The 22,935-nt window shown below is 71.2% G+C and carries 23 protein-coding genes; 8 read left to right on the top strand and 15 right to left on the bottom strand.

The window, feature by feature from the left end; all coding sequences use genetic code 11:
* The first annotated feature begins 127 nt into the window (after positions 1-127).
* Positions 128-1,561 (top strand): Xaa-Pro aminopeptidase, encoded by a 1,434-nt coding sequence (locus tag Q9R20_RS11920; protein ID WP_311249540.1) that lies wholly within the window; start codon positions 128-130, stop codon positions 1,559-1,561.
* Entirely contained in the window at positions 1,558-3,327 is a 1,770-nt protein-coding gene (locus tag Q9R20_RS11915; RefSeq protein WP_311249539.1) for a gamma-glutamyltransferase, read from the top strand. The genes Q9R20_RS11920 and Q9R20_RS11915 overlap by 4 nt, the downstream gene beginning before the upstream one ends.
* A 3-nt stretch (positions 3,328-3,330) precedes the next feature.
* On the opposite strand, the gene Q9R20_RS11910 is transcribed toward Q9R20_RS11915, so the two are convergent.
* Together Q9R20_RS11910 and Q9R20_RS11905 are read right to left on the bottom strand one after the other, a co-directional pair.
* Positions 3,331-3,993, bottom strand: coding sequence for an alpha/beta family hydrolase (locus Q9R20_RS11910; protein ID WP_396653689.1), 663 nt, complete (start codon positions 3,991-3,993; stop codon positions 3,331-3,333).
* A complete protein-coding gene (locus tag Q9R20_RS11905) occupies positions 3,990-4,772 on the bottom strand; it encodes a YrzE family protein (RefSeq protein ID WP_311249538.1) in 783 nt (260 codons plus the stop codon). The genes Q9R20_RS11910 and Q9R20_RS11905 overlap by 4 nt, the downstream gene beginning before the upstream one ends.
* A gap of 71 nt (positions 4,773-4,843) precedes the next feature.
* Between Q9R20_RS11905 and Q9R20_RS11900 the strand changes: the two genes are divergently transcribed.
* The 3 genes from Q9R20_RS11900 to Q9R20_RS11890 are packed head-to-tail and all read left to right on the top strand — an operon-like array spanning position 4,844 to position 7,832.
* Complete coding sequence (locus tag Q9R20_RS11900; protein WP_295835887.1) at positions 4,844-6,160, top strand: magnesium transporter MgtE N-terminal domain-containing protein; 1,317 nt, start codon at positions 4,844-4,846, stop codon at positions 6,158-6,160.
* Entirely contained in the window at positions 6,160-6,687 is a 528-nt protein-coding gene (locus Q9R20_RS11895; RefSeq protein ID WP_295835890.1) for a DUF1003 domain-containing protein, read from the top strand. Before Q9R20_RS11900 ends, Q9R20_RS11895 begins: the two co-directional genes overlap by 1 nt.
* Positions 6,684-7,832, top strand: a complete 1,149-nt coding sequence (locus Q9R20_RS11890) for an Mrp/NBP35 family ATP-binding protein (RefSeq protein ID WP_311249537.1) — start codon at positions 6,684-6,686, stop codon at positions 7,830-7,832. The genes Q9R20_RS11895 and Q9R20_RS11890 overlap by 4 nt, the downstream gene beginning before the upstream one ends.
* A 99-nt stretch (positions 7,833-7,931) precedes the next feature.
* On the opposite strand, the gene Q9R20_RS11885 is transcribed toward Q9R20_RS11890, so the two are convergent.
* Positions 7,932-8,303, bottom strand: a complete 372-nt coding sequence (locus tag Q9R20_RS11885; RefSeq protein ID WP_311249536.1) for a Sec-independent protein translocase TatB — start codon at positions 8,301-8,303, stop codon at positions 7,932-7,934.
* 72 nt (positions 8,304-8,375) lie between these two features.
* Between Q9R20_RS11885 and Q9R20_RS11880 the strand changes: the two genes are divergently transcribed.
* Positions 8,376-9,014, top strand: coding sequence for a class I SAM-dependent methyltransferase (locus Q9R20_RS11880; RefSeq protein ID WP_311249535.1), 639 nt, complete (start codon positions 8,376-8,378; stop codon positions 9,012-9,014).
* Positions 9,015-9,073: 59 nt separating this feature from the next.
* Here Q9R20_RS11880 and Q9R20_RS11875 read toward each other — a convergent pair whose 3' ends face one another.
* From Q9R20_RS11875 to dapE, 3 genes are all read right to left on the bottom strand, one after another.
* Positions 9,074-9,244, bottom strand: a complete 171-nt coding sequence (locus Q9R20_RS11875; protein WP_144835152.1) for a DUF3117 domain-containing protein — start codon at positions 9,242-9,244, stop codon at positions 9,074-9,076.
* 82 nt (positions 9,245-9,326) lie between these two features.
* Positions 9,327-10,550, bottom strand: coding sequence for a hypothetical protein (locus tag Q9R20_RS11870; protein WP_311249534.1), 1,224 nt, complete (start codon positions 10,548-10,550; stop codon positions 9,327-9,329).
* Positions 10,547-11,623, bottom strand: a complete 1,077-nt coding sequence (gene dapE / locus Q9R20_RS11865; RefSeq protein ID WP_311249533.1) for a succinyl-diaminopimelate desuccinylase — start codon at positions 11,621-11,623, stop codon at positions 10,547-10,549. The genes Q9R20_RS11870 and dapE overlap by 4 nt, the downstream gene beginning before the upstream one ends.
* Positions 11,624-11,667: 44 nt before the next feature.
* Here dapE and dapD point away from each other — a divergent pair, with 44 nt between their 5' ends.
* Positions 11,668-12,588 carry a 2,3,4,5-tetrahydropyridine-2,6-dicarboxylate N-succinyltransferase gene (gene dapD, locus Q9R20_RS11860; protein ID WP_311249532.1) on the top strand — a complete coding sequence of 307 codons (921 nt, stop codon included), beginning with the start codon at positions 11,668-11,670 and terminating at the stop codon, positions 12,586-12,588.
* Between the two features lie 94 nt (positions 12,589-12,682).
* Here the strand turns inward: dapD and ddaH are convergent, their stop codons facing one another.
* The 7 genes from ddaH to Q9R20_RS11825 all read right to left on the bottom strand — a co-directional run bounded on the left by ddaH (position 12,683) and on the right by Q9R20_RS11825 (position 18,321).
* Positions 12,683-13,444, bottom strand: a complete 762-nt coding sequence (gene ddaH, locus Q9R20_RS11855) for a dimethylargininase (RefSeq protein WP_311249531.1) — start codon at positions 13,442-13,444, stop codon at positions 12,683-12,685.
* A gap of 411 nt (positions 13,445-13,855) precedes the next feature.
* A complete protein-coding gene (locus tag Q9R20_RS11850) occupies positions 13,856-15,151 on the bottom strand; it encodes a citrate synthase (RefSeq protein ID WP_311249530.1) in 1,296 nt (431 codons plus the stop codon).
* Between the two features lie 220 nt (positions 15,152-15,371).
* Complete coding sequence (dapC, locus tag Q9R20_RS11845; RefSeq protein ID WP_311249529.1) at positions 15,372-16,475, bottom strand: succinyldiaminopimelate transaminase; 1,104 nt, start codon at positions 16,473-16,475, stop codon at positions 15,372-15,374.
* Between the two features lie 3 nt (positions 16,476-16,478).
* Positions 16,479-16,799 (bottom strand): ferredoxin, encoded by a 321-nt coding sequence (gene fdxA, locus Q9R20_RS11840; RefSeq protein ID WP_013586172.1) that lies wholly within the window; start codon positions 16,797-16,799, stop codon positions 16,479-16,481.
* A 52-nt stretch (positions 16,800-16,851) separates the two neighbouring features.
* Positions 16,852-17,250 carry a DUF6113 family protein gene (locus Q9R20_RS11835; RefSeq protein ID WP_311249527.1) on the bottom strand — a complete coding sequence of 133 codons (399 nt, stop codon included), beginning with the start codon at positions 17,248-17,250 and terminating at the stop codon, positions 16,852-16,854.
* A 46-nt stretch (positions 17,251-17,296) separates the two neighbouring features.
* On the bottom strand, positions 17,297-17,611 hold the full coding sequence (locus tag Q9R20_RS11830; RefSeq protein ID WP_311249526.1) for an AzlD domain-containing protein: 315 nt from the start codon (positions 17,609-17,611) through the stop codon (positions 17,297-17,299).
* Positions 17,608-18,321: an AzlC family ABC transporter permease gene (locus Q9R20_RS11825; protein ID WP_311249843.1), complete on the bottom strand. Its 714-nt coding sequence runs from the start codon at positions 18,319-18,321 to the stop codon at positions 17,608-17,610. The genes Q9R20_RS11830 and Q9R20_RS11825 overlap by 4 nt, the downstream gene beginning before the upstream one ends.
* A 65-nt stretch (positions 18,322-18,386) precedes the next feature.
* On the opposite strand from Q9R20_RS11825, the gene Q9R20_RS11820 reads away from it, so the two are divergent.
* Positions 18,387-18,938 (top strand): XRE family transcriptional regulator, encoded by a 552-nt coding sequence (locus Q9R20_RS11820; RefSeq protein WP_311249525.1) that lies wholly within the window; start codon positions 18,387-18,389, stop codon positions 18,936-18,938.
* A gap of 261 nt (positions 18,939-19,199) precedes the next feature.
* On the opposite strand, the gene typA is transcribed toward Q9R20_RS11820, so the two are convergent.
* Both typA and Q9R20_RS11810 read right to left on the bottom strand, forming a co-directional pair.
* A complete protein-coding gene (typA, locus tag Q9R20_RS11815; protein WP_311249524.1) occupies positions 19,200-21,113 on the bottom strand; it encodes a translational GTPase TypA in 1,914 nt (637 codons plus the stop codon).
* 143 nt (positions 21,114-21,256) lie between these two features.
* Positions 21,257-22,933 carry an ABC transporter family substrate-binding protein gene (locus Q9R20_RS11810; protein ID WP_311249523.1) on the bottom strand — a complete coding sequence of 559 codons (1,677 nt, stop codon included), beginning with the start codon at positions 22,931-22,933 and terminating at the stop codon, positions 21,257-21,259.
* Between the last annotated feature and the right edge of the window lie 2 nt (positions 22,934-22,935).

Here is a 22,935-nt window from a genome sequence, read left to right as displayed (position 1 = left end):
ACCCGTCGACGGCGCGAAGAGGTTCCGGAGCCCGGCACGACCCGCGCGGCACCCACGGGCGAGTTCACGAACGCCGGAGCATCCCGGCATCCGTGCGCCGCACACGATCCGGTGCGAGACTGGAACGATGGACGCCCCCTCCACCAGCGACACGACCGCACAGACCGCCGAGCCCCAGGCCGAGGAGGCGAAGCTCGACGCCCCCAGCAACCGCAAGGCGCCGTTCCCGCGAGGCTTCCTCGACACGATCTCGACCGGGTGGGCCGAGCACCCGGTGATACTGCCCGAGGCGCGCGAACAGGCGGCGTGGGCCGCGAAGCGACGCGAGCGCCTGTCGGAGGCCTTCCCCGGCCAGCGCGTCGTCGTGCCCGCCGGCGGCCTGAAGCAGCGCAGCAACGACACCGACTATCCCTTCCGCGCGCACTCCGCGTTCGCGCACCTGACCGGCTGGGGCAGCGACGCCGAGCCCGACGCCGTCCTCGTGCTGGAACCCCGCGACGAGGGGCACGAAGCCGTGCTCTACTTCCGCGAGCGGGCCGACCGCACCACCGCCGAGTTCTATTCGGATGCCACGGTCGGCGAGTTCTGGATCGGTCCCCGCCCCGCCCTCGACGGCGTCGCCGCCGACCTGGCCCTGGCCACCGCCCACCTCGAGGACTTCCAGCCCGGCGAGCACGACCGTACGGTCGGCGCCGACGACGAGGTCACCCGGTTCGTCTCCGAGCTTCGTCTCGTCAAGGACGACTACGAGCTGGCGCAGCTCGCCCTCGCCGTCGAGGTCACCGGCCGCGGCTTCGATGACATCGTCGCCCAGCTCCCCCGCATCATCGAGCACCCGCGCGGGGAGCGCGTGGTCGAGGGCGTGTTCCATCAGCGGGCCCGCTCCGACGGCAACAGCGTCGGCTACGACACCATCGCGGCATCCGGTCCCCACGCCTGCTACCTGCACTGGACCCGCAACGACGGCGCGGTCACGCCCGGCGACCTGATCCTCGTCGACGCCGGTGTCGAGGTCGACAGTCTCTACACCGCCGACATCACGCGGACGCTCCCGGTCTCGGGCACGTTCACCGACATCCAGCGCCGCATCTACGAGACGGTCCGCGAGGCCGCCGACGCCTCGTTCGCCGCCGCGAAGGTGGGGGTGCCGTTCCGCCGCCTGCACGAGGCCGCGATGGAGGTCATCGCCGCACGCGTCGCCGAGTGGGGCCTGCTCCCCGTCACGGCCGAGGAGGCGCTCGACGCCGACAAGGGCGGTCAGCACCGCCGCTACATGGTGCACGGCACGAGCCACCACCTCGGCATCGACGTGCACGACTGCGCGCAGGCCCGTCGCGACATGTACTACGACGGTCTGCTGGAACCCGGCATGGCGTTCACGATCGAGCCCGGGCTCTACTTCCAGATCGACGACCTCACCGTCCCCGAGGAGTACCGCGGCATCGGTGCACGCATCGAGGACGACATCGTCATGACGGCGGACGGCCCGGTCAGCCTCTCGGCCGGGATCCCGCGTACCGCCGACGAGGTCGAGGAGTGGATCGCGCGCCTCTCGCGATGACGTTCACTCCCCCGGAGCCGTTCACCACCCGCCCCACCCTGCGGGGCACGTTCGGCATGGCCGCGTCGACGCACTGGACCGCCACGGCGACCGCGCAGTCGGTGCTGGAGCGCGGCGGCAACGCGTTCGACGCGGCCGCGGCCGCCGCCTTCGTCCTGCACGTCGTCGAACCGCATCTGAACGGCCCCGGGGGCGACCTCGTCGCGCTCGTCCGGCCCGCCGGCGCCGAGGCCCCGGTCGTGCTCATGGGCCAGGGTCCTGCCCCGGCGGGCGCGAGCATCGAGCGCTTCCGCGCGCGCGGGCTCGACCTCGTCCCCGGCGCGGGAGGGATGGCCGCGGCCGTCCCCGGCGCGGTGGACGCCTGGCTGCTGCTCGTGCGCGACCACGGCACGTGGGAGCTGGCCGACGTGCTCGCCTACGCGATCGGCTACGCGCGGGACGGCCATCCGCTCGTCGCGGGCGCCGCCGCCACGATCGCCCGCGTGGCGGAGCTGTTCCGCGACCACTGGCCGTCGTCGGCAGAGCGGTGGATGCCGACCGGCTCGCCGCCCGCGCCCGACACGCTCGTGCGCAACCCGGCGTGGGCCGACGTGCTCGACGACCTGTCCGCGGCGGGCGGTGCCGACCGGATCGCGCGGATCGATGCGGCGCGCGAACGGTGGATGACGGTGGTGCTGCCGGAGGCCGCGCGTTTCCTCGAGCAGCCGCACCGGCACGCGGACGGAGCCGATCATCCCGGCATCCTGGATGCCACCGACCTGGCGTCGTGGCGCGCGTCCTTCGAACCCGCGGTGTCGACGTCGTTCCGCGGGTGGGACGTCTTCAAGGCGGGCGCGTGGTCGCAGGGGCCCGCTCTCCTGCACACGCTGCGCCTGCTCGAGGACGCCGCCGACCTCGACCCCGCGTCGCCGGACGGCGCGCACCGACTGCTCGAGGCGCAGAAGCTCGCCTACGCCGACCGCGACGCGTGGTTCGGCGACGCCGACGGCGCGGTCGACGTCGCCGCGCTCCTCGCCGACGACTACGTCGCCGCGCGGCGGGACCTGATCGGCCCGACCGCGTCGAGCGAGCTGCGCCCCGGCTCCCCCGACGGACGCACGCCCGTGCTGCCGCCGCTGCGCACGGACGCCGTCGTCGCCGACGGGTCGACGGGCGAGCCGACGGTCGACCGCTCGGGGCAGACCCGCGGCGACACCTGCCACGTCGACGTCATCGACCGCTGGGGCAACGCCGTGTCGGCGACGCCGTCGGGCGGGTGGCTGCAGTCCTCCCCGACGGTGCCGTCGCTGGGGTTCTGCCTGGGCACGCGCCTGCAGGCGACCTGGCTGATCCCGGGGCACCCGGCATCCCTCACTCCGGGGCGACGTCCGCGCACGACCCTCACTCCGACGCTGCTCACGCGGGGAGACGAGGTCATCGCGATCGGCTCACCCGGCGGCGACCAGCAGGACATGTGGCAGCTACCCGTGCTGCTGCGGATGATCGTCGGCGGCTACTCGCCGCAGCAGGCGATCGACGCCCCGAGCCTGCACACCACGGCCCTGATCGACTCGTTCTGGCCGCGGACCTGGTCGCCCGCCGGGGTCGTCGTCGAGGACCGGCTGAGCGACGATGTCGTCGCGGCGCTCGAGGCGCGCGGCCACCGGGTGCGCCGCGCGGGCGACTGGGCGCTGGGCCGGGTCACCGCGGTCGGGTGCGGCGCGGACGGCGTGCTGTGGGCGGCTGCCAACCCGCGCGGGGCGCAGGGCTACGCCGCGGGGCGCTGACGCCTACCGCCCACGCGCGAACTCCGCGACCACGCGAGCAAGCCCCGCGCCGATCTCGTCGGCCGGGCGCCGCGCGCCCTTCACCTCGAACGAGTGGTTGCCGCCCGCGATCCAATGCTCCCGGGCGTCCTGGCACGAGGCGAGCACCTCGTCGAACTGCTCCCGCGGGTCGATGAACGGGTCGTTCTCGCCCTCGACGAACAGCTGCGGCACCGCGATGGCGGGCAGGTGCTCGCGGCGCGCTTTGTCGGGCCGGCCCGGCGGGTGCAGCGGATACCCGAGGTAGATCAACCGGGCGGGGGCGATCACGCCCTCCGCGGTGGCGACGGATGCCATGCGCCCGCCGTACGACTTGCCCACCGCCGTGAACGGCCCGGGGGCGGCATCGGCGAGCCAGGCTTCGACGCCCGCCCAGGTCGCCACGGCGTGCGTCGCCGGTCCGGGCATGCGCCGCCCCGCCTCGACGTAGGGGAAGACGAAGCGCAGCACCGAGACACCGTCCGCGGCGAGAGCGTCGGCCAGCCCCGCGAGGAACGGGTGCTCCATTCCGGCACCGGCGCCGTGCGCGAGGGCGACGGTCGTGTCACCGGCGGGCGACCAGAGCCCTGACACCTCCGTCGACCCGGTTGGCAGCACGACCGGGATGCGGACGGGACGCGCGCTCACTGACCGCGGTCGGCCTTGTTCGACGAGTCATCGCTGGGCGGCGGAACCCGCTCGCCGTATCGGGGCCGATCGTCGTCGTTGTTCGCCGGCTCGGGAGTGGGCGCCGGCGGGCGCGGGGGCGCGACGGGCGCGGGGGTACCCGGTGTCACGCGCTCGCCGTACTGCGGCGCGGACGGCGCCGGCCGCCGGCTCTCCGTCGCGGGGCGCTCACCCTGGGGCCCCGGGGCCCCCGGCGTGCGACGCTCGCCGTACTGCGGCGGGGCGGTGTCGGAGGTGGCCGGGCGCGAGACGACCGTGCGCGCGGCCGTGCCGCTCGGGCCCACGATGCCGCGGGCCTTGTGGACGCTGGTGGCCGCGACGCACACGTCGTAGTGATCGGCGGCGACCTGCATGACGGAGGCGAAGTCGCGGCGACGGCGGACGATCGAGTACGTGCCGAGGCTCAGGATCATGCCGAGCGCCATACCGACCAGCAGCACGCCGATGAAGGCGGAGATCTGCACGGTCGGCATCCCGAGGACGAAGATGAAGGCGAAGAGCAGACCGAGCATGAGGCCGTTCAGCGCACCCGAGCGGGCAGCGGTGGCGTAGCCGAGCTTTCCGGTGATGCACTCGATCGAGCGCAGACCCGAACCCACGATCGCGATGTCGCGCGCGGGCACCTCGCCGGCGATGAGGGACGAGACGGCCTTCTGCGCCTGTTCATACGTCGGGAACGAGGCGATCTTCTCGCCGACCTCGTCGCGACCGGCACCCGGACGCTGCGCGAACATACTCATTTCACCATCCTGTCACGCGCGCCTGACCGTTCCCGAGGTGTTGCAGAGGAGGCGCGGACTACGCTGGACCGGTGAGCACGCAAAGGGTTTTCGTCGCCCGCTTGGCGGGCTGCACGGTGTTCGACCCGGCGGGAGACCGTCTGGGTAAGGTGCGCGACGTCGTGGTGATCTACCGCGCGTCCGCCGCACCGCGCGTCGTGGGGCTCGTCGTCGAGATCCCCGGACGACGACATGTGTTCGTGTCCATCGGACGCGTCACCTCCATCCAGTCCGGCCAGGTCATCACGACCGGCCTCATCAACGTGCGCCGGTTCCAGCAGCGCGGCGGCGAGGTGCGCGTCATGGCCGAGATGCTGGGCCGGCGCGTGAGCCTCGTCGACGGCTCGGGAACCGCCGTCATCGAAGACGTCGCGATCGAGCGCAACCGTCTCGGCGAGTGGGACGTCGGTCAGCTATTCCTGCGGCGTCCGCGCACGAGCGCGTCACCGTTCGCCAAGGGCGCGACGACCTTCGCCGCCTGGGGCGAGGTGCGAGAGAACCAGGTCCCCGGCGAGGCGCAGTCCGCCGAGCAGCTGGTCGCGACCTACTCCGAGCTCAAGCCCGCCGACCTGGCGAACACCCTGCTCGACCTCCCGGAGGAGCGCCTCATCGAGGTCGCCGAAGAGCTGAGCGACGACCGCCTGGCCGACGCCCTCGAGGAGATGCCCGAGGACGAGCAGGTGCACATCCTCGAGCAGCTGGGCGACGAGCGCGCCGCCGACATCCTGGATGCCATGGAGCCCGACGACGCGGCCGACCTCCTCGGTCAGCTCCCCGAGTCGCGCTCCGAGCAGCTGCTCGACCTGATGGAGCCGGAGGAGGCCGACGACGTCCGCGCGCTCCTGCAGTACGGCCCCGACACCGCCGGTGGTCTCATGACGCCCGAGCCCATCGTGCTCTCGGCCGACGCGACGGTCGCCGAAGCCCTAGCCCTCATCCGCCGGCACGAGCTGCACCCCGCCCTCGCGGCATCCGTGTTCATCACCCTGCCCCCGTACGAGACGCCCACGGGGCGGCTGCTCGGGACGGTCCACTTCCAGCGCATGCTGCGCTATCCGCCGCACGAGCGTCTCGGCGCGATCATCGACGACACGCTCGAGCCGGTGCCCTCCGACGCGACCGCCGCCGAGGTCGCGCGTCTGCTCGCCAGCTACAACCTCGTGTCGTTGCCCGTCGTCGACCAAGCGCACCGTCTCGTGGGCTGCGTGAGCGTCGACGACGTCCTCGATTATCTGCTGCCCGACGACTGGCGCACGCACGACACCGACGATCCGAGACCGAAGACGAGCGTCAGACCGCTGACGACCCAGAGCATCCCCCAGATCCCGCAGACCCCGAGGAGGCGCTGATGGCACGCAACAACAAGCAGCCGGCCCTCGATGCGCCCCGCGGGCGCACCGGCGTGCTCGCCCCGCGCACCCCGCAGCCCTCACGCGACCGCTTCGGGCGCTTCACCGAGTGGGTGGCGCGCGCGATGGGCACGCCCACGTTCCTCCTCTCGCTCACGCTGTTCTGCGTGGTGTGGATGGGGTGGAACTCGCTCATGCCCGACGAGCTGCGCTTCGACTCGGCCGACATCGGCTTCACGGCCCTGACGCTCGTGCTCTCCCTGCAGGCCTCGTACGCGGCCCCGCTGATCCTGCTCGCGCAGAACCGTCAGGACGACCGCGACCGCGTGCAGATCGAGCAGGACCGCCAGCGCGCGGAGCGCAACCTCGCCGACACCGAGTACCTCGCGCGCGAGATCGTGGCCCTGCGCATGGCCGTGCGCGACCTGACCGACGAGGTCATCACGAAGGACACGCTGCGCACCGAGCTGAAGGCCGTCCTCGAACGCCTCGACGAGCACGACGACCCGCCGCGGTCCGGCTCGTGAGCGTCGATGTCGCCGCGAGGGTGCGCGCCGCCGTGGCCGCGGTCACCGACCCCGAGCTGCGTCGCCCCCTCGGTGAGCTCGACATGGTGCGCGACATCGCCGTGCGCGACGGCGTCGCCGAGGTCGGGATCGCCCTCACGATCGTGGGATGCCCCGCCGCCGACCGCATCGAGCGCGACGTCCGGGATGCCGCGGCCGCGGTCGCCGGGATCGATGCGGTCGACGTGCGGGTCGGCGTCATGTCGCCCGCTGAGCGCACAGCGTTGACCGAGAAGCTGCGCGGCGGACGCGCGAAGCGCGAGATGCCCTTCGGGCCCGACTCGCTCACGCGTGTGATCGCCGTGACCAGCGGCAAGGGCGGCGTCGGCAAGTCGACCGTCACCGCGAACCTCGCCGTGGCTCTCGCCGCCCAGGGGCTGCGTGTCGGTCTGATCGACGCCGACGTGCACGGCTTCTCGATCCCGGGGCTTCTCGGTCTCGTCGACGCCGACGGGCTCCCCCCGGCCCCGACCAGGCTCGACGACCTCATCCTCCCGCCCGTCGCCTACGGCGTGAAGGTCATCTCGATCGGCATGTTCCTGCGTCGTCCGGGAGAGGATGCCGCGGGCGCCGTCGCCTGGCGCGGGCCGATGCTGCACCGCACCGTGCAGCAGTTCCTCACCGACGTGTTCTTCGGCGACCTCGACGTGCTGCTGCTCGACATGCCGCCCGGCACGGGTGACGTCGCGATCTCCGTGGGGCAGCTGCTCCCCCACGCCGAGGTGCTGGTCGTCACCACTCCGCAGGCGGCCGCTGCCGAGGTCGCGGTGCGCTCGGGCCTCGTCGCACGCCAGACGGGTCAGCGCCCGATCGGCGTGATCGAGAACATGGCGGCGATGACCCTCCCCGACGGGACGGTGCTCGACCTCTTCGGCGCCGGGGGCGGGGCCGAGGTGGCCCGTGCCCTCTCGAGCGACGACGCGGCGGTGCCGCTGTTGGCATCCGTCCCTCTCAGCCCGGCGCTGCGCACGGGCGGCGACGACGGCCGGCCGGTCGTGCTCTCGGCCCCCGACGATCCCGCCGCTCGGGCGATCGTCGAGGCCGCCACGGCGTTGGCGACGCGCCCCCGCGGCCTGGCGGGTAAGCCGCTGCGTCTCGGCCTCTGAGTCGGCGCGACGCCCCACCGTCGCGAGAACAGACGCTTCCTGGGCGAAGCGGCCCGTTCCCGAAGCATCCCTTGTCCCGGTGACGCAGGAACGAACGGGTCAGGTGGCCTCGTCGTCGAACGGAGGACGCTCTCCGGCGACGAACGGCATCGTGGCGGGCTTCTCCCGCGAGGCGAGAGCGGCCGCCCCCGCGGCGCGCATGGTGGCCGTGGGCGTGTCATCGAGCAGCGCCTCGCGGATGATGCGCCGCGGGTCGTACTGACGGGGGTCGAGCTTCTTCCAGTCGACGTCGTCGAATTCGGGGCCCATCTCGTCGCGCATGCGCGTGCGTGCACCCTGCAGGGTTTCCTTCGCCCGCTTGGTGAACTTCGCCAGCGCCTCCGCATAACGCGGCAGCCGCTCGGGGCCGATGAGCACCGCCGCGATCACGCCGATCAGCAGCAGCTTCTCGAACGTGAGGCCGAAGAACATGCCTCCAGATTACCGGCCGCGCCTGGGGCGTCAGACCGGCGCGGCCGTCTAGCCTGAGTCGAGGAGGTCCACGTGAGCGGTCAACAGGCGAACGAACGGTTCGTGCAGGAGTCGACGGTCGAGCCCGAGCACATCGCTCGCGCCCGGGCGCACGCGCTCGAACTCGGTGCCGCCCCCATCAGCGCGGCCGTCGGCGCGCAGGCCGCCGTGATCGCCGCGGCATCCCGTGCCCTCAACATCGTCGAGGTCGGCACCGGCGGCGGCGTCTCCGGGCTCTGGCTGCTGCACGGCTCCCCGCGTGCCACGATCACCACGATCGACAGCGAACCCGAGCACCTCGGCGCGGCCCGTGCGGCCTTCGCCGACGCGCGGATCCCTGCGGCCCGCGCCCGATTCATCACCGGCCGCGCGTCGAACGTGCTGCCGCGCATGAACGAGGCCTCGTACGACATCGTCTTCATCGACGCCGACCCCGAGGGCGTCATCGAGTACGTCGAGTACGGTCTGCGCCTGGTGCGCGCCGGCGGAACCGTGCTGATCCCGCGGGTCCTGGCGGGCGGCGCCGTCGCCGACCCGGTCCGTCGCGACCCCGTGACCACCGCCTACCGCTCGCTGATCCAGGAGGTGCAGTCCTCCCCGGCCGTCATCGGCGCTCTCTCCACCACCGGCGAGGGTCTGCTGCAGTTGACCACGCGCCCGGTCGACGCCTGATCCGGCAACGATGAAGGCCGGCCCCCGAGGGGGCCGGCCTTCGCGATTCAGCGCTGTCGTCAGGCGGAGACGACGCCACCGAGAACGTCGTAGAGCTCTTTCGCCTCGGCGTCGTTCACCGAGACGACGAGTCGCCCGCCACCCTCGAGCGGCACGCGCACGATGATCAACCGGCCCTCCTTCACGGCCTCCATCGGTCCGTCGCCGGTACGCGGCTTCATGGCTGCCATCGCGGCCCCCTTTTCGTCGTTGGTCTGAGAGGTAGTTTAGTCGGTCACCGCGCGGACCCGTGATCATGCCCGCCCGCGGGCGTCACGGAATCTGCCAGTACTGGTTGCCGAGGGCGTACATGTTGTAGATCCACCACCACTGTCCGAGCAGTGCCGCGGCGAGCACACCCGCCCGCCACACCCGGTTCTGCGGCACCGCGAACGCGCCCCACAGGGGCGAGATCGGGACGAGCAGACGGAAAACGCTCGACTGCGGGAAGAACACCAGCAGCAGGTACACGAGGTAGCTCGCCGACCACAGGCGCACCTCCACGCCGAGCTTCTTCACCTCGGGCAGCCACAGCAGCGCCGCGGTGACGCCGCCGATCAACAGCACGAGGAACACGTAACCGGCGACCGCGCCCAGCCCCCACTGCGTGAACCAGAATCCGACCGCCCGCGCCCACCCGTCGACGGGGACGAAGCCGCCGTCGCTCTCCCCGGTCCAGTTGCGTCGCCACGCGAGCTCGGTCGCCAGGTACGCCCCCGAGTCGCCGGTGACGATCGCGGCGACCGTCTGCCACGCGAAACCGACGATCACCGAAACGCCGCCGAGAGCGAGGATGTGCACGACGTCACGGAGCGGCAGCGGATCGACGCGGCGACGGAGGAAGCGGTGGATGCCGTACAGCCCGAGGAACAGGGCGAAGGCCAGGATGCCGGGACGGGTGAAGCCCATGACGGGGACGAGCAGGTACAGCCACGCGAACCGTCGACGCTGCACGCACCAGAGGGCGAGGAAGAGCACGAACAGGAACAGGGATTCGGCGTACCCCACCTGGAACAGCGCCGCGAGCGGGCCGCAGGCGAAGAACACGACGCTCCACATCGCCGCCGACGCCCCGATGCGCTCGCGCAGCATCGCGTGCAGCGCGAGGCACGCGCCGTAGCCCGCCGCCAGCGAGATCGTGACGGCGCCGGCGCCCCACGAGCCCATCACGAAACCGAGGGCGTTGGCGAGGAACGGGTACAGCGGCATGAATGCCCAGGCGTTCTCGGCGACGTGACCGCCGGCGGCCAGCGGGAGCTCGGTCGGGTAGCCCGACACCGCCACCAGCCAGTACCACTGCGCGTCCCACCCGATCGACAACTCGGCCAGCGACGGCGCCACCCCGAACCTGGACCCCGGTCCCGACATCGCGGCGGCCAGGAGGAAGAACCCCGTCGTCACCAGGCGGGCGGCCACGTAGACGATCGCGATGCGGGCCGCGACAGGGAGACGGGTCCACCCGCGGACGGGGGCGGATGCCGTGGCCGCGGCGGTCACGACCGGCTCAGCCAGGCACGCAGTCCGCGCTCGACGGCATCGATCTGCGCCACGGGCACCCGCTCCTCGTCGTGGTGCGCGAGGTGCGGGTCGCCCGGACCGTAGTTGACCGCCGGGATGCCGAGCGCCGAGAACCGCGCCACGTCGGTCCAGCCGTACTTGGGTTTGGGCGTCGCGCCGACGGCATCCACGAAGTCCTTCGCCACCTCGGCGTCGAGGCCCGGGCGCGCACCCTCGGCGACGTCGACGATCTCGATCTCGAAGCCCGTGAAGACGTCGTGCACGACGCGGGAAGCGGCCGCGGCGTCGCGGCTGGGCGCGAAGCGGTAGTTGACCTCGACCTCGCACGCGTCGGGGATGACGTTGCCGGCGACCCCGCCCGAGATGCTCACGGCGTTCAGTCCCTCGCGGTACACGAGGCCGTCGACCTCGATCTCGCGGGCACGGTACTCGGCCAGGCGCGAGAGGATCGGCGCCGCCTTGTGGATCGCGTTCTCTCCGATCCACGACCGGGCGCTGTGCGCGCGCACGCCCTCGGTGCGGATGAGCGCGCGCAGGGTGCCGTTGCAGCCGCCCTCGACCTCGCCGTTGCTCGGTTCGCCGAGGATGGCGAAGTCGCCGGCGAACAGGTCGGGCCGGTTGCGGGCGAGACGGCCCAATCCGTTCAGGGCGGAGTCGACCTCTTCGTGGTCGTACCACATCCAGGTGATGTCGACCGAGGGATCGGTGAGTTCGGCCGCGAGCTTGAGCTGCACGGCGACGCCCGCCTTCATGTCGACCGTGCCCCGGCCCCACAGGAACGCCTCGCCGTCGATCTCGCGGTCCTCGACGGGCAGGTTGCGGTTGATCGGAACGGTGTCGATGTGCCCGGCGATCACGACCCGCCGGTCGCGCCCGAGGTTCGTGCGGGCGACGACGGTGTCGCCGTCGCGGATGACCTCGAGATGGGCGTAGGCCGAGACGGCGGCCTCGATGGCATCCGCGAGCGCCGTCTCGTCGTCGGACTCGCTGTGGATGTCGCAAATCGCCCGTGTGAGGGCGACGGAGGAGGAGGTGAGGTCGAGCGCGGCCATGCGTCCGATCATTCCACACGGGCTCCCGCCGGTAGCCTGGAACCGTGAGTGACGAACGACGCATCAGCGCTGCCGGCCTGTCCACGCGGACCACCGAGGGAACGGTGCTCGACGCCTGGTTCCCGGAGCCCGTCCTGGGCGCATCGGGCGATCTGGATGCCGCCCGCGCGGCGCTCGAGTCGACGGCCGGCCCCGACGAGCGCCGCGGTGTCGTCGTCGAGACGATCTCGCTCACGATCGACGCCGACGAGCCGCCCGCCTCGACCGTCGACGCCTACCTGCGTCTGCACGCGCTGTCGCACCTGCTCGTCCGCCCCAACGAGATCAACCTCGACGGGATCTTCGGCCACCTCCCCAACGTCGCGTGGACCAACGCCGGTCCGGTGCACCCCGACGACGCCGCACGTCTGCTGCCGCAGCTCAAGCGCCACGGCATCCAGCTGCAGGGGCTCGACAAGTTCCCGCGTCTGACCGACTACGTGCTCCCCGTGGGTGTGCGCATCGCCGACGCCTCGCGCGTGCGCCTCGGCGCCCACCTCTCCCCCGGGACCACCGTGATGCACGAGGGCTTCGTCAACTTCAACGCCGGCACCCTCGGCGCCTCCATGATCGAGGGCCGGGTCTCGCAGGGCGTGGTCATCGGCGACGGCACCGACATCGGCGGCGGCGCGTCGATCATGGGCACCCTCTCGGGCGGCGGGACGCACCGCGTCTCGATCGGCGCGCGCACGCTGCTCGGCGCCAACGCCGGCATCGGCATCTCCCTCGGCGACGACTGCGTCGTCGAGGCCGGCCTGTACGTCACGGCCGGCACCAAGGTGCGCGTCGGTGACGAGACGGTAAAGGCCGGTGAGCTGTCGGGCCGCGACGGCATCCTCTTCCGTCGCAACTCCCTGACCGGCGCGGTCGAGGCGTCGGCCCGGGCGGGCGTGGGTGTGACCCTGAACGAGGCGTTGCACGCCTGATCTCGCGCTATAGACGCTCCCTGCACCGAGAAACGCCGTCTGCGCGCGTTCCTCAGTGCGGGGAGCGTTTCTCGTCGAGGCTCACCCGCCCACGTCAGTCCCGCAGGCGCACCGATAGGCAGGTGACGCAGCCTTCGAGCTTCTCGAACTCGCTCACGTCGACGGTCACCACATCGAGCCCGCGGAACCGGTGCTCCTCGGCGGTGGCCGGAGCGTCCGCCGACATGAGCACCGTGCCCTCGTCGAGCACCACCACGGCCGTGCCGTGCTCCTCGGGCACCCCCGCGAAGACGGGGAACAGCGTGGAGTCGTCGACCAACGGCTCGTACCCGACCACTGTGCCGTCCGGCAGCGCCGTCACGCCCGACTTCAGGTGCAGCACCTTCGTGACCGGGATCTCGAGCACCTCCCACCCGCGCGGCTCGAGCAGCTCGCGCAGCTGCGCGATCCCCGCCGCATTCGTGCGCGAGGAGGCGCCCACGTAGACGATCCGGCCGACCTTGAGCACGTCGCCGCCGTCGAGCGTTCCGGGCTCGACGATCTCGACGAGCTCGATCCCGGATGCCGCCACCCCGGCGCGCACGCTCTCCGCCTCGCCGCGTCGCGAGGCTGCGCCCGCGCGGCAGAGCACCGCGACGTCGCCGAACACGACCACGGCGTCCTCGACGAAGACGCCGTCGGGCTGATCGTCGGCCGGGGCGATCTCGACGATGTCCCAGCCGCGCGAGCGGAAGGCCTCGACGTACGCCTGCCACTGGCTCAGCGCGAGGTCGGGGTCGACCGGCACACGGTCGAGGTGGGTCAGCTCACCGTCGGCGAGCAGCGGCGAGGGGCGGCGGACGAACAGGCGCGACATGCCCCGACCCTACTGGGCGCCGTCGCGGGATCAGCGCCGGCCGCTCGGCATCCTTTCTCCCCCGCGCGCGTGGGCTTTCTCCCCCGCGCGCGCGGGCGCGTCCCGCTCCGCGCAGACGATGTCCCACTTTGTGCGGACCGTGTCCCATTTGCGGCTGCCCAGCGACCCGCCAAACCGCACAAAACGGGACACGGCCCCGGCAGCCCCGCCCGCCAGCCGCACAATTCGGGACACACCCCCGGCAGCGCCGCCCGCCGACCGCACAATTCGGGACACACCCCCGGCACCCGGCCCGACACACGCCCGCGCGACACTCGTCCGGACGCCCGACAGCCCGACCCCACCGCCACGCACCCCGATACACGCACAACGCCCCGCCCCTCGCGAGAGGGACGGGGCGTTCGACGCGACTCAGACGCCGGGGTACTGGCGCTCGGCGGCACCCGTGTACAGCTGCTGCGGGCGGCCGATCTTGGTCTGCGGGTCGGTGATGGCCTCGCGCCACTGCGCGAGCCAGCCGGGCAGGCGGCCGATCGCGAACAGCACCGTGAACATGCGCGTCGGGAAGCCCATCGCCTTATAGATGACGCCGGTGTAGAAGTCGACGTTCGGGTACAGGCGACGCTCCTTGAAGTAGTCGTCCTCGAGGGCGATCTGCTCGAGCTCCTTGGCGAGGTCGAGCAGCGGGTCGCTGACGCCGAGTGCCTCGAGCACCTCGTCGGCCGCCTCTTTCACAAGCTTCGCGCGCGGGTCGTAGTTCTTGTAGACGCGGTGACCGAAGCCCATGAGCTTCACGCCGTCTTCCTTGTTCTTGACGCGCTCCACGAAACGCTCGACGCTCTCGCCGGAGTCGCGGATGCGACCGAGCATCTGCAGCACGGCCTCGTTGGCACCGCCGTGCAGGGGGCCGGAAAGGGCCTGGATGCCGGCGGAGATCGACGCGAACTGGTTGGCGCCGGTCGAGCCGACCAGGCGCACCGTCGACGTGGAGGCGTTCTGCTCGTGGTCGGCGTGCAGCATGAGCAGCAGGTCGAGGGCCTTCGTCATGACCGGGTTGACCTGATAGATCTCGCTCAGCACGCCGAAGTTGAGCTTGAGGAAATTGTCGACGAACGACAGCGAGTTGTCGGGGTACAGGAACGCCTGACCGATGCTCTTCTTGTGCGCGTACGCCGCGATCACGGGGAGCTTCGCGAGCATGCGGACGGTGTTGAGCTCGACGTGCTCGGGGTTGTGCGGGTCGGACTCGGCCTCGTAGTAGGTCGACAGCGCCGCCGTGGCGGCCGAGAGCACCGACATGGGGTGCGCGGTCGGCGGCAGCGACGAGAAGAAGCGCTTGAGGTCTTCGTGCAGGAGCGTGTGACGGCGGATGCGCTCGTCGAACGACGCCAGTTCGTCGGCGGAGGGCAGCTCGCCGTAGATGAGGAGCCACGCGACCTCGAGGTACGTGCTGTTCTTGGCCAGCTGCTCGATCGGATAGCCGCGGTAGCGGAGGATGCCCTGATCACCGTCGATGAAGGTGATGTCGGACTTCGTCGACGCGGTGTTGACGAAGCCGTAGTCGAGCGTGGTGTGCCCGGTCTGCTTGGTCAGCGACGCGATGTCGATGCTCGGGGCGCCGTCGGTGCCGCGCAGGACCGGGAATTCGGCGGTGGTGCCCCCTACCGTGAGAGTGGCCTTGTCCTGCTGCGTGCCCGCGTCGCTCACCGCGCCTCCTTGCGATTTCTGGTCGCCCGTGTGGTCGAACGCGGGGGGTTGCGGAGCCCCGCGATCTTCTCGACCGGTGGATGCCACGGGAATGGCATCCGGGTCGGCGGGGCGCACGGAGGATGACCCCGCGCGACCTGCCTTTACAGCCTAGTAGTCACTCCGACGTACAGATGACACCGCTAAAGGATGACCCCATCGAATGGAGGGATCCTCCTGGTCAGCCCCTCAGGCGGTCCGCCGCGGCGGCGATCCGCTCATCCGTGGCCGTCAGCGAGAAGCGCACGTGGTCGGGGTAATGCGTGCCGTAGAAGTGCCCCGGACCCACCAGGATGCCGAGGTCGGCGAGGCGTCCGACGCTCTCCCACGCGTCGCGACCCTCGGTCGCCCAGAGGTACAGGCCGCCCTCGCTGCGGTCGACGGTGAACCCGGCCGCCTCGACGGCGGGCTTCAGCTGCGCGCGTCGGCGGGCGTAGCGCTCGCGCTGCTCGGCGACGTGCGCGTCGTCGCCGAGGGCGACGGCCATCGCCCGCTGCACGGGCGCGGGAGGCATGAGCCCCAGATGCTTGCGACCGGTGAGCAGACGCGAGACGAGACGCGGGTCGCCGGCGAGGAACGCCGCGCGATAGCCGGCCAGGTTCGACTGCTTGCTCAGCGAATACACCGAGAGCACGTCGGTGAGATCGCCCTCCACGACGGCCGGGTCGAGCACGCTCGGGACGCGCTCGAGGTCCCACGGGGCGTCCCAGCCGAGCTCGGCGTAGCACTCGTCGGACGCGAGGACCGCACCGATCTCACGGGCCCGGGTCACGGCATCCCGCAGCTCGCCCACCGAGAGGACGCGGCCGTCGGGGTTGCCCGGGGAGTTGATCCAGACCAGCCGGGTATGCACGGGCCAGTCGGCGGGATCATCGGATGCCACGGCCTCGGCGCCCACGAGACGCGCACCGACCGCGTAGGTGGGGTACGCGGCCCGCGGGTGCACGACGGCGTCGCCGGGGCCGAGGCCCAGGAGCAGCGGCAGCAGGGCCACGAGCTCTTTCGAGCCGACCGTGGGCAGGACGTTCTCCGCGCTCAGGTCGGGCACGCCGCGACGGCGGTGGTACCACTCGGCGATCCCCTCACGCAGGGCCGGGGTTCCCGCGGTCTGCGGATAGGCGTGCGCATCGGTGGCGTCGGCCAGAGCCTCGGCGATGACCGCGGGGGTCGGATCGACGGGCGAGCCGATCGAGAGGTCGACGATCCCGTCGGGGTGGCGCCGCGCGCGTTCCGCGTAGGGAGCGACGGCGTCCCAGGGGTAGTCGGCGAGATCGGCGACGCCCACGGGTCAGTGGCTCTGCGGGGGCAGCGCGGTGATGACGGGGTGGTCCTTCGCGATGACGCCGACCTTCGCCGCACCACCGGGGGAACCGATGTCGTCGAAGAACTCGACGTTGGCCTTGTAGTAGTCGGACCACTCTTCGGGCAGGTCGTCTTCGTAGTAGATCGCCTCGACGGGGCAGACCGGCTCGCATGCACCGCAGTCGACGCATTCGTCGGGGTGGATGTAGAGCGACCGCTCGCCTTCGTAGATGCAGTCGACCGGACACTCGTCGATGCAGGCGCGGTCTTTGACATCGACGCACGGGAGGGCGATCACGTAAGTCACAGGCCCAGTCTAGCCGCGCGCGAGGCGGGAGCCCCGCCGCGTGACGCGGAGCTTAAGATTCGGCCGGACGCGAGGAGTCGCTCAGCTTCGAGAAGTCGGGCCAGAGCGCGACGAGGACCATCAGCGCCGGTCCGACGACGGTCCACACGAGCGGGACCCACTCCGTTCCCGCGGTGGGTGCGGCCACGATGGCCGAGCCTCCCGGGCCCACCTGCGAGAACAGGTACGTCGCGGCGGTGAGGCCCAGGCCGCCGGCGAGGGCGTTCACGCGGTCGCCGGTGAGGGTGCGCAGCGCCACGAGGAGCGCCGCGCTGCCGATGGTCGCGAGCAGGAGCCCGACCGGGAGCGGGCCGATGAGGAAGGCCTGACCGACCGTGCCGGCGGCGCCGTAGAAGGCGCCGACGAGGAAGGCGACGACCCAACCGACGATGCGCAGAATCGTGGAACTCACCCGCCGAGTCTAGAAGCGTCGCCGATGGCCCGGCTGGGAGCGCCCGTCAGGCCGCCCACCCCCACAAGCGCAGCAGAGCCGCGGTGGCCGCGGCCGCCGCGACCACCAGGAGGAAGGGTGCCCGCACCCACAGCAGCGCGGCCGCGACACCGACCGCCGGTACGCGCGCGTCGACGACGATCGACGAGCCCACCGCGAGCGTCTGCACCACGACGAGCGCCGACAACAGCGCCACGGTCAACAGGTCGGCGATGCGGGCCGGCCGAGGCGCCTCGATCCAGCGGGCCGGCACCAGGTAGCCCACCGCCTTGAGTGCGACGCAGAGAATGGATGCCACGAGCACCGCGGTCCAGAGGGTCATGGCATCCGCTTCTCTCGCGTGGATGCGCGGGAGCGCGGGTCGAACAGTCCCGCCGCGACGGCGACGCCGGCGGCGGCGATGACGGGGATCCCCGGCATGAGCACGGGGGTCAGCAGCGCGGCGACGACGGCGGCCCCGGCGGCGACTGCGAGCGGCTGCCGCCCGCGCAGGCGCGGCCAGAGGAGAGCGAGGAACGCCGCCGCCGCGGCGGCGTCGAGGCCGTACGCGCGGGGGTCGCCGAGGACGTCGCCCAGGAGCGCGCCGAGCAGGGTCGACAGGTTCCATCCGACCCAGATGGCGACGCCGGTGACCCAGAACCCCGTCTGGCGTGCGCGCGACTCCCCCTGCGCGAGAGCGACCGCGGCGGACTCGTCGATCGTGAAATGCGTGGCCAGCGCTTTCCGCCAGAACCCGCCGGCGACGACCGGGGCCATGCGCATCGCGTAGGCGGCGTTGCGGACACCGAGGAGCGCCGAGGAGGCGATCGCGGCGGGCGCCGCCGCCAGCCCTCCGGCGGCGATGACGCCGACGAAGGCGAACTGCGAGCCGCCGGTGAACATCAGCAGGCTCAACACGCAGGTCTGCCAGAGGTCGAGCCCGGACGACACCGAGAGGGCGCCGAAGGAGATGCCGTAGGCGCTCGTCGCCAGAGCAACGGCGAGTCCCTGCCGCGTCGCGACACCCGCCGGTGTTCGGTAGAACGAACGCATGAACATCATCGTGAACGACGCGGCATCGTTCGTCAAGTCGAACGATCGGCGAGCATAATGAACGCATGACGGATCTCGGCGAGCGCATCGCCTCCACCCTGCGCCGCGAGCGAGAACGCCGTGACCTGAGCGTCTCAGAATTGGCCCGACGTGCGGGCGTGGCCAAGGCCACGATCTCGCAGCTGGAGAACGGCGGCGGCAACCCGAGCGTCGAGACGCTGTGGGCGCTGGCGACGACCCTCGAGATCCCCTTCGCGGACTTCGTCGATGAGGGCGCCCACTCCCCCACGCTCATCCGTGCGGGCGAGGCCGGCACGGCCGTGGCATCCTCGGCATCCGACTACATCGCCGTCCTGCTCTCGGCCAGCCCTCCGCACGCGCGTCGCGACATCTACCTGCTGTCCGCCGAACCCGGCGCACCCCGCCGATCCGACCCCCATCCCCGCGGCACGATCGAACACCTCGTCATGGTGTCGGGACGCGGACTCGCGGGACCGGCCGACGACCCCTACGAGCTCTCCCCGGGCGACTACCTCTCCTACGCGGGCGACGCCCCGCACGTGTTCGAGGCGTTGACGCCCGGCATGAGCGCCGTCTGCGTCGTCGAGTCACGCTGACGACCTCGCGTCGGGCCGGGGTCACGGCATCCGGTCTCGAATGTCCGGAACACGCCGCGTGGTCGCGCCGCGCGACGGCGTGTCGCGGACACTCGACGGCGGATGCGCCGACGCGCGCGCGTTGAGCGTCCAGGACACCCGGAGAGATCTCACGAACGCCCGGGTGTTCTGGACACTCGACGGGGCAGAACCGCCGAGCGGAGACGGCGAACGGCCCCGCTCAGCACGAGGCTGGGCGGGGCCGTTCGCGGACGGGAACGCTTACGCGTTGGCATCCTGACGCTTCAGGCGCGAGGCGGCGCGGCCACGCTCGGTCGCGTCGAGCACGACCTTGCGGATGCGCACCTTCTCGGGCGTGACCTCGACGCATTCGTCGTCGCGGGCGAACTCGAGCGACTCCTCGAGCGTGAGCACGCGCGGGGGCGTCATCGACTCGAAGGAGTCGGAGGTCGACGAACGCATGTTCGTGAGCTTCTTCTCCTTGGTGATGTTGACGTCCATGTCGTCGGCGCGCGAGTTCTCGCCGATGACCATGCCCTCGTAGACCTCCTCGGTGGGCTGCACGAAGAAGCTCATGCGCTCCTGCAGCGCGATCATCGCGAAGGGGGTGACGACGCCCATGCGGTCGGCGACGATCGAACCGTTCTGACGGGTCGTGATGGATCCCGCCCAGTCGTCGTAGCCGTGCGAGATCGCGTTGGCGATGCCGGTGCCGCGGGTGATGGTGAGGAACTCGCTGCGGAAGCCGATGAGACCGCGCGAGGGCACGACGAACTCCATGCGGACCCAGCCCGTGCCGTGGTTGGTCATGTTGTCCATGCGGCCCTTACGGGCGGCCATGAGCTGCGTGATCGCGCCGAGGTGCTCCTCGGGGGCGTCGATCGTGAGGTGCTCGAAGGGCTCCTTGAGCTTGCCGTCCTCGCCGCGCTTGGTGACCACCTGGGGCTTTCCGACGGTGAGCTCGAAGCCCTCGCGACGCATGTTCTCGACGAGGATCGCCAGGGCGAGCTCGCCGCGACCCTGGACCTCCCACGCGTCGGGGCGTCCGATGTCGACGACCTTGAGCGAGACGTTGCCGATGAGCTCGCGGTCGAGGCGGTCCTTCACCATGCGCGCGGTGAGCTTGTGGCCCTTGACCTTGCCCATGAGCGGCGAGGTGTTGGTGCCGATGGTCATCGAGATGGCCGGGTCGTCGACCGTGATCGCCTTGAGCGGCCGCACGTCTTCGGGGTCGGCGATCGTCTCGCCGATCGTGATGTCGGGGAAACCGGCGATCGCGACGATGTCGCCGGGGCCGGCCGACTCGGCGGGGAAACGCTCGAGGGCACGGGTCTTGAGCAGCTCGGTGACTCGGGCGTTGCTGGTCGTGCCGTCGGCGCGCACCCAGGCCACGGTCTGGCCCTTCTTCAGCGTTCCGTTGAAGACGCGCAGCAGGGCAAGTCGACCGAGGAACGGCGAGGAGTCGAGGTTGGTGACCCACGCCTGCAGCGGCGCCTCGTCGTCGTAGGCGGGAGCCGGGACGTGCTCGAGGATCGCACCGAACAGCGGCTCGAGGTCGTCGTTGTCGGGCAGCGCGCCGTTGTCGGGACGGTTCATGGATGCCGCGCCCGCACGGCCGGAGGCGTAGACCACCGGCACGTCGAGCAGAGCATCGACGTCGAGGTCGGGCACGTCGTCGACGAGGTCGGACGCGAGACCCAACAGCAGGTCGTGCGCCTCTTCTTCGACCTCGGCGATGCGGGCGTCGGGGCGGTCGGTCTTGTTGACCAGCAGGATGACGGGGAGCTTCGCCTCGAGCGCCTTGCGCAGCACGAAGCGGGTCTGGGGCAGCGGGCCCTCGGACGCGTCGACGAGCAGGACGACGCCGTCGACCATCGACAGGCCGCGCTCGACCTCGCCGCCGAAGTCGGCGTGGCCCGGGGTGTCGATGACGTTGATCGTCACCGGGACCTCGGTGTGGACGCCGTTGTACTCGATCGCCGTGTTCTTGGCGAGGATCGTGATGCCCTTCTCGCGCTCGAGGTCGTTCGAGTCCATCGCGCGCTCCTCGACGTGCGCGTGGTCGCCGAACGAGCCGGTCTGGCGGAGCATGGCGTCGACGAGGGTCGTCTTGCCGTGGTCGACGTGCGCGACGATCGCGACGTTGCGGAGGTCAGGACGGAGGGCGTGCGCCATGGAGGGTCTCCAGGAAAATTCGGGGTTGCGCCCGGAATCGGGCCGTCACAGTCTACCGGGCGCCCACGACACTCCCGGCAGGTGGCGTTCAGGAACGGAAAAAGGGCGGGACCCCGCAGGATCCCGCCCTTCTCGTACGGGGCTTACGCGTTCGCGAAGCCCACGATCGTCCAGTCGATCGTCTCGAACTGACGAGCGCCCCAGTTCACGAGGCCCTCGGAGACGGCGTAGACCTCGGGCAGCGGCGCGATCGGGATGATCGGCACGTACTCCCACAGCACCTTGTCGATCTCCTCGGCCGTCTGCAGACGGGCGTCGGGGTCGAGCTCGGTGTTGGCCTCTTCCCACAGGCCCGCGAGGCGGTCGTCGGTGATGCCAGTGTAGTTCTGCGCCGAGTCGACCGGCGAGAAGAGCGACTCGCTCGACGAGATCGGGTACGCGGTGCCGCGCCACGAGAACGTCACCATCTCGAAGTCACCGGGGATGATGTACTCGCTGAAGTAGCCGCCGACGGGCACGGCGTTCAGCTCCACGGGGATGCCGAACTCGCCGAGGTCGGCCTGGATCTGCTCGGCGCGCTGGATGTTGGTGGCGGTGTCGGCCGGCACCGTGACCGAGAAGCTCAGGGGCGTGCCGTCCTTGACCCAGGAGTCGCCGTCCTTGGTGTAGCCGGCGTCCTCGAGGTACTGCGCGCCGGCGTCGATGTCGTACGGCAGCGCCTCATCGGTGTAGCCGTCCTGACCGGGCATGAAGACGTAGCTGCCCTGCGTGATCGCGGGAACGCCGACGGGCGAGTTCGCTGTGGTGGCGATCTGCTCGCGGTTGACGATGGATGCCACGGCCTTGCGCACGTTGACGTCGGCGAGCGGGCCGTCCGAGGCGCGCATCGTGATGTGCGTCCAGGTCAGACCGTTGGATGCCTGGATCTGAGCGCCCTGGACGTTCTGAGCGGTCTGGTACAGGTCGGCGTTGGCCGAGATGTTCAGGGCGTCGATTTCGCCGTTGCTGAAGGACGTGCCCTGCTGGTCCTGGCTCACGGCGCGGAAGACGACGGTGTCGAGCTTGGGGGTCTGGCCCCACCAGTTCGGGTTCCGGTCGAGCGTCGCGATGCCCGCGGTGGTGTCGAGCGACGCGAGCTTGAACGGTCCCGACGAGGGCAACGCCGTGGTCAGGTAGCCGGTGTTGAAGGCGGTGGGGTCGTTGCCCACGCTGGCCGGGAGCACCTGGCTCAGCAGGCCCTGCCAGTCGGCGTAGACCGACGAGAAGGTCATGACGACGTCGAACTCGTTCTCGCCCTGCTCGACGGAGGAGATCTGGTCCCATCCGGTGGTGGAGATGACCACGTAGTCGGGGTTCGTGCCGTTGTTGGCCTTCCAGGTCGCCTGATAGTCGGCGACCGTGATGGGCGTGCCGTCCTCCCACTTGGCATCCGGGTTCAGCTTGATCTCGACCGTCTGGGGGCTCTCGTTGGTCAGCTCGACCGAGGAGGCGTAGTTCTCGTCGACGACGGGCTTGCCCGACTCGTCGATCTTGATGGGACCGCCCTGCATCGCGGCGACGATGTCATTCGTGTTGGCTTCGTTGCCGTCGATGTGGAAGTTGTTCCAGTTGACGGGCAGCGAGTCGACGGCGAGCGTCAGGTCGCCGCCGTCCTGCACGTCGGCGGCGTCGGCGCGCTGCCACGCGGTGGAGGGCAGAGAGTTCTGGTCCTCGGGATTGGCCGAGGGAGGTGCGGTGTTGCCCGGCGCGCAACCGGCGATCGCCAGGGCGGCGGCGCCCAGCAGCGCGAGTGCGCCCAGGCCCTTCGCTTTGCGGATCATGT

The organism is Microbacterium sp. PRF11, from assembly GCF_031844085.1.
In the GTDB taxonomy this organism is placed as follows: domain Bacteria; phylum Actinomycetota; class Actinomycetes; order Actinomycetales; family Microbacteriaceae; genus Microbacterium.
Note: the sequence above shows the minus strand (reverse complement) of the source record. Positions and strands in the feature narration are given on the sequence as shown.

What these genes read in the sequence shown, in the direction of transcription:
- Q9R20_RS11830 (WP_311249526.1), bottom strand. Translation starts at nt 17,611, where the DNA reads ATGACCCTCTGGACCGCGGTGCTCGTGGCATCCATTCTCTGCGTCGCA.
- Q9R20_RS11885 (WP_311249536.1), bottom strand. Translation starts at nt 8,303, where the DNA reads ATGTTCTTCGGCCTCACGTTCGAGAAGCTGCTGCTGATCGGCGTGATC.
- ddaH (WP_311249531.1), bottom strand. Translation starts at nt 13,444, where the DNA reads ATGTCGCGCCTGTTCGTCCGCCGCCCCTCGCCGCTGCTCGCCGACGGT.
- Q9R20_RS11920 (WP_311249540.1), top strand. Translation starts at nt 128, where the DNA reads ATGGACGCCCCCTCCACCAGCGACACGACCGCACAGACCGCCGAGCCC.
- typA (WP_311249524.1), bottom strand. Translation starts at nt 21,113, where the DNA reads ATGGCGCACGCCCTCCGTCCTGACCTCCGCAACGTCGCGATCGTCGCG.
- dapE (WP_311249533.1), bottom strand. Translation starts at nt 11,623, where the DNA reads ATGGCCGCGCTCGACCTCACCTCCTCCTCCGTCGCCCTCACACGGGCG.
- Q9R20_RS11820 (WP_311249525.1), top strand. Translation starts at nt 18,387, where the DNA reads ATGACGGATCTCGGCGAGCGCATCGCCTCCACCCTGCGCCGCGAGCGA.
- Q9R20_RS11905 (WP_311249538.1), bottom strand. Translation starts at nt 4,772, where the DNA reads ATGAGTATGTTCGCGCAGCGTCCGGGTGCCGGTCGCGACGAGGTCGGC.
- Q9R20_RS11810 (WP_311249523.1), bottom strand. Translation starts at nt 22,933, where the DNA reads ATGATCCGCAAAGCGAAGGGCCTGGGCGCACTCGCGCTGCTGGGCGCC.
- Q9R20_RS11875 (WP_144835152.1), bottom strand. Translation starts at nt 9,244, where the DNA reads ATGGCAGCCATGAAGCCGCGTACCGGCGACGGACCGATGGAGGCCGTG.
- Q9R20_RS11825 (WP_311249843.1), bottom strand. Translation starts at nt 18,321, where the DNA reads ATGCGTTCGTTCTACCGAACACCGGCGGGTGTCGCGACGCGGCAGGGA.
- Q9R20_RS11915 (WP_311249539.1), top strand. Translation starts at nt 1,558, where the DNA reads ATGACGTTCACTCCCCCGGAGCCGTTCACCACCCGCCCCACCCTGCGG.
- Q9R20_RS11895 (WP_295835890.1), top strand. Translation starts at nt 6,160, where the DNA reads ATGGCACGCAACAACAAGCAGCCGGCCCTCGATGCGCCCCGCGGGCGC.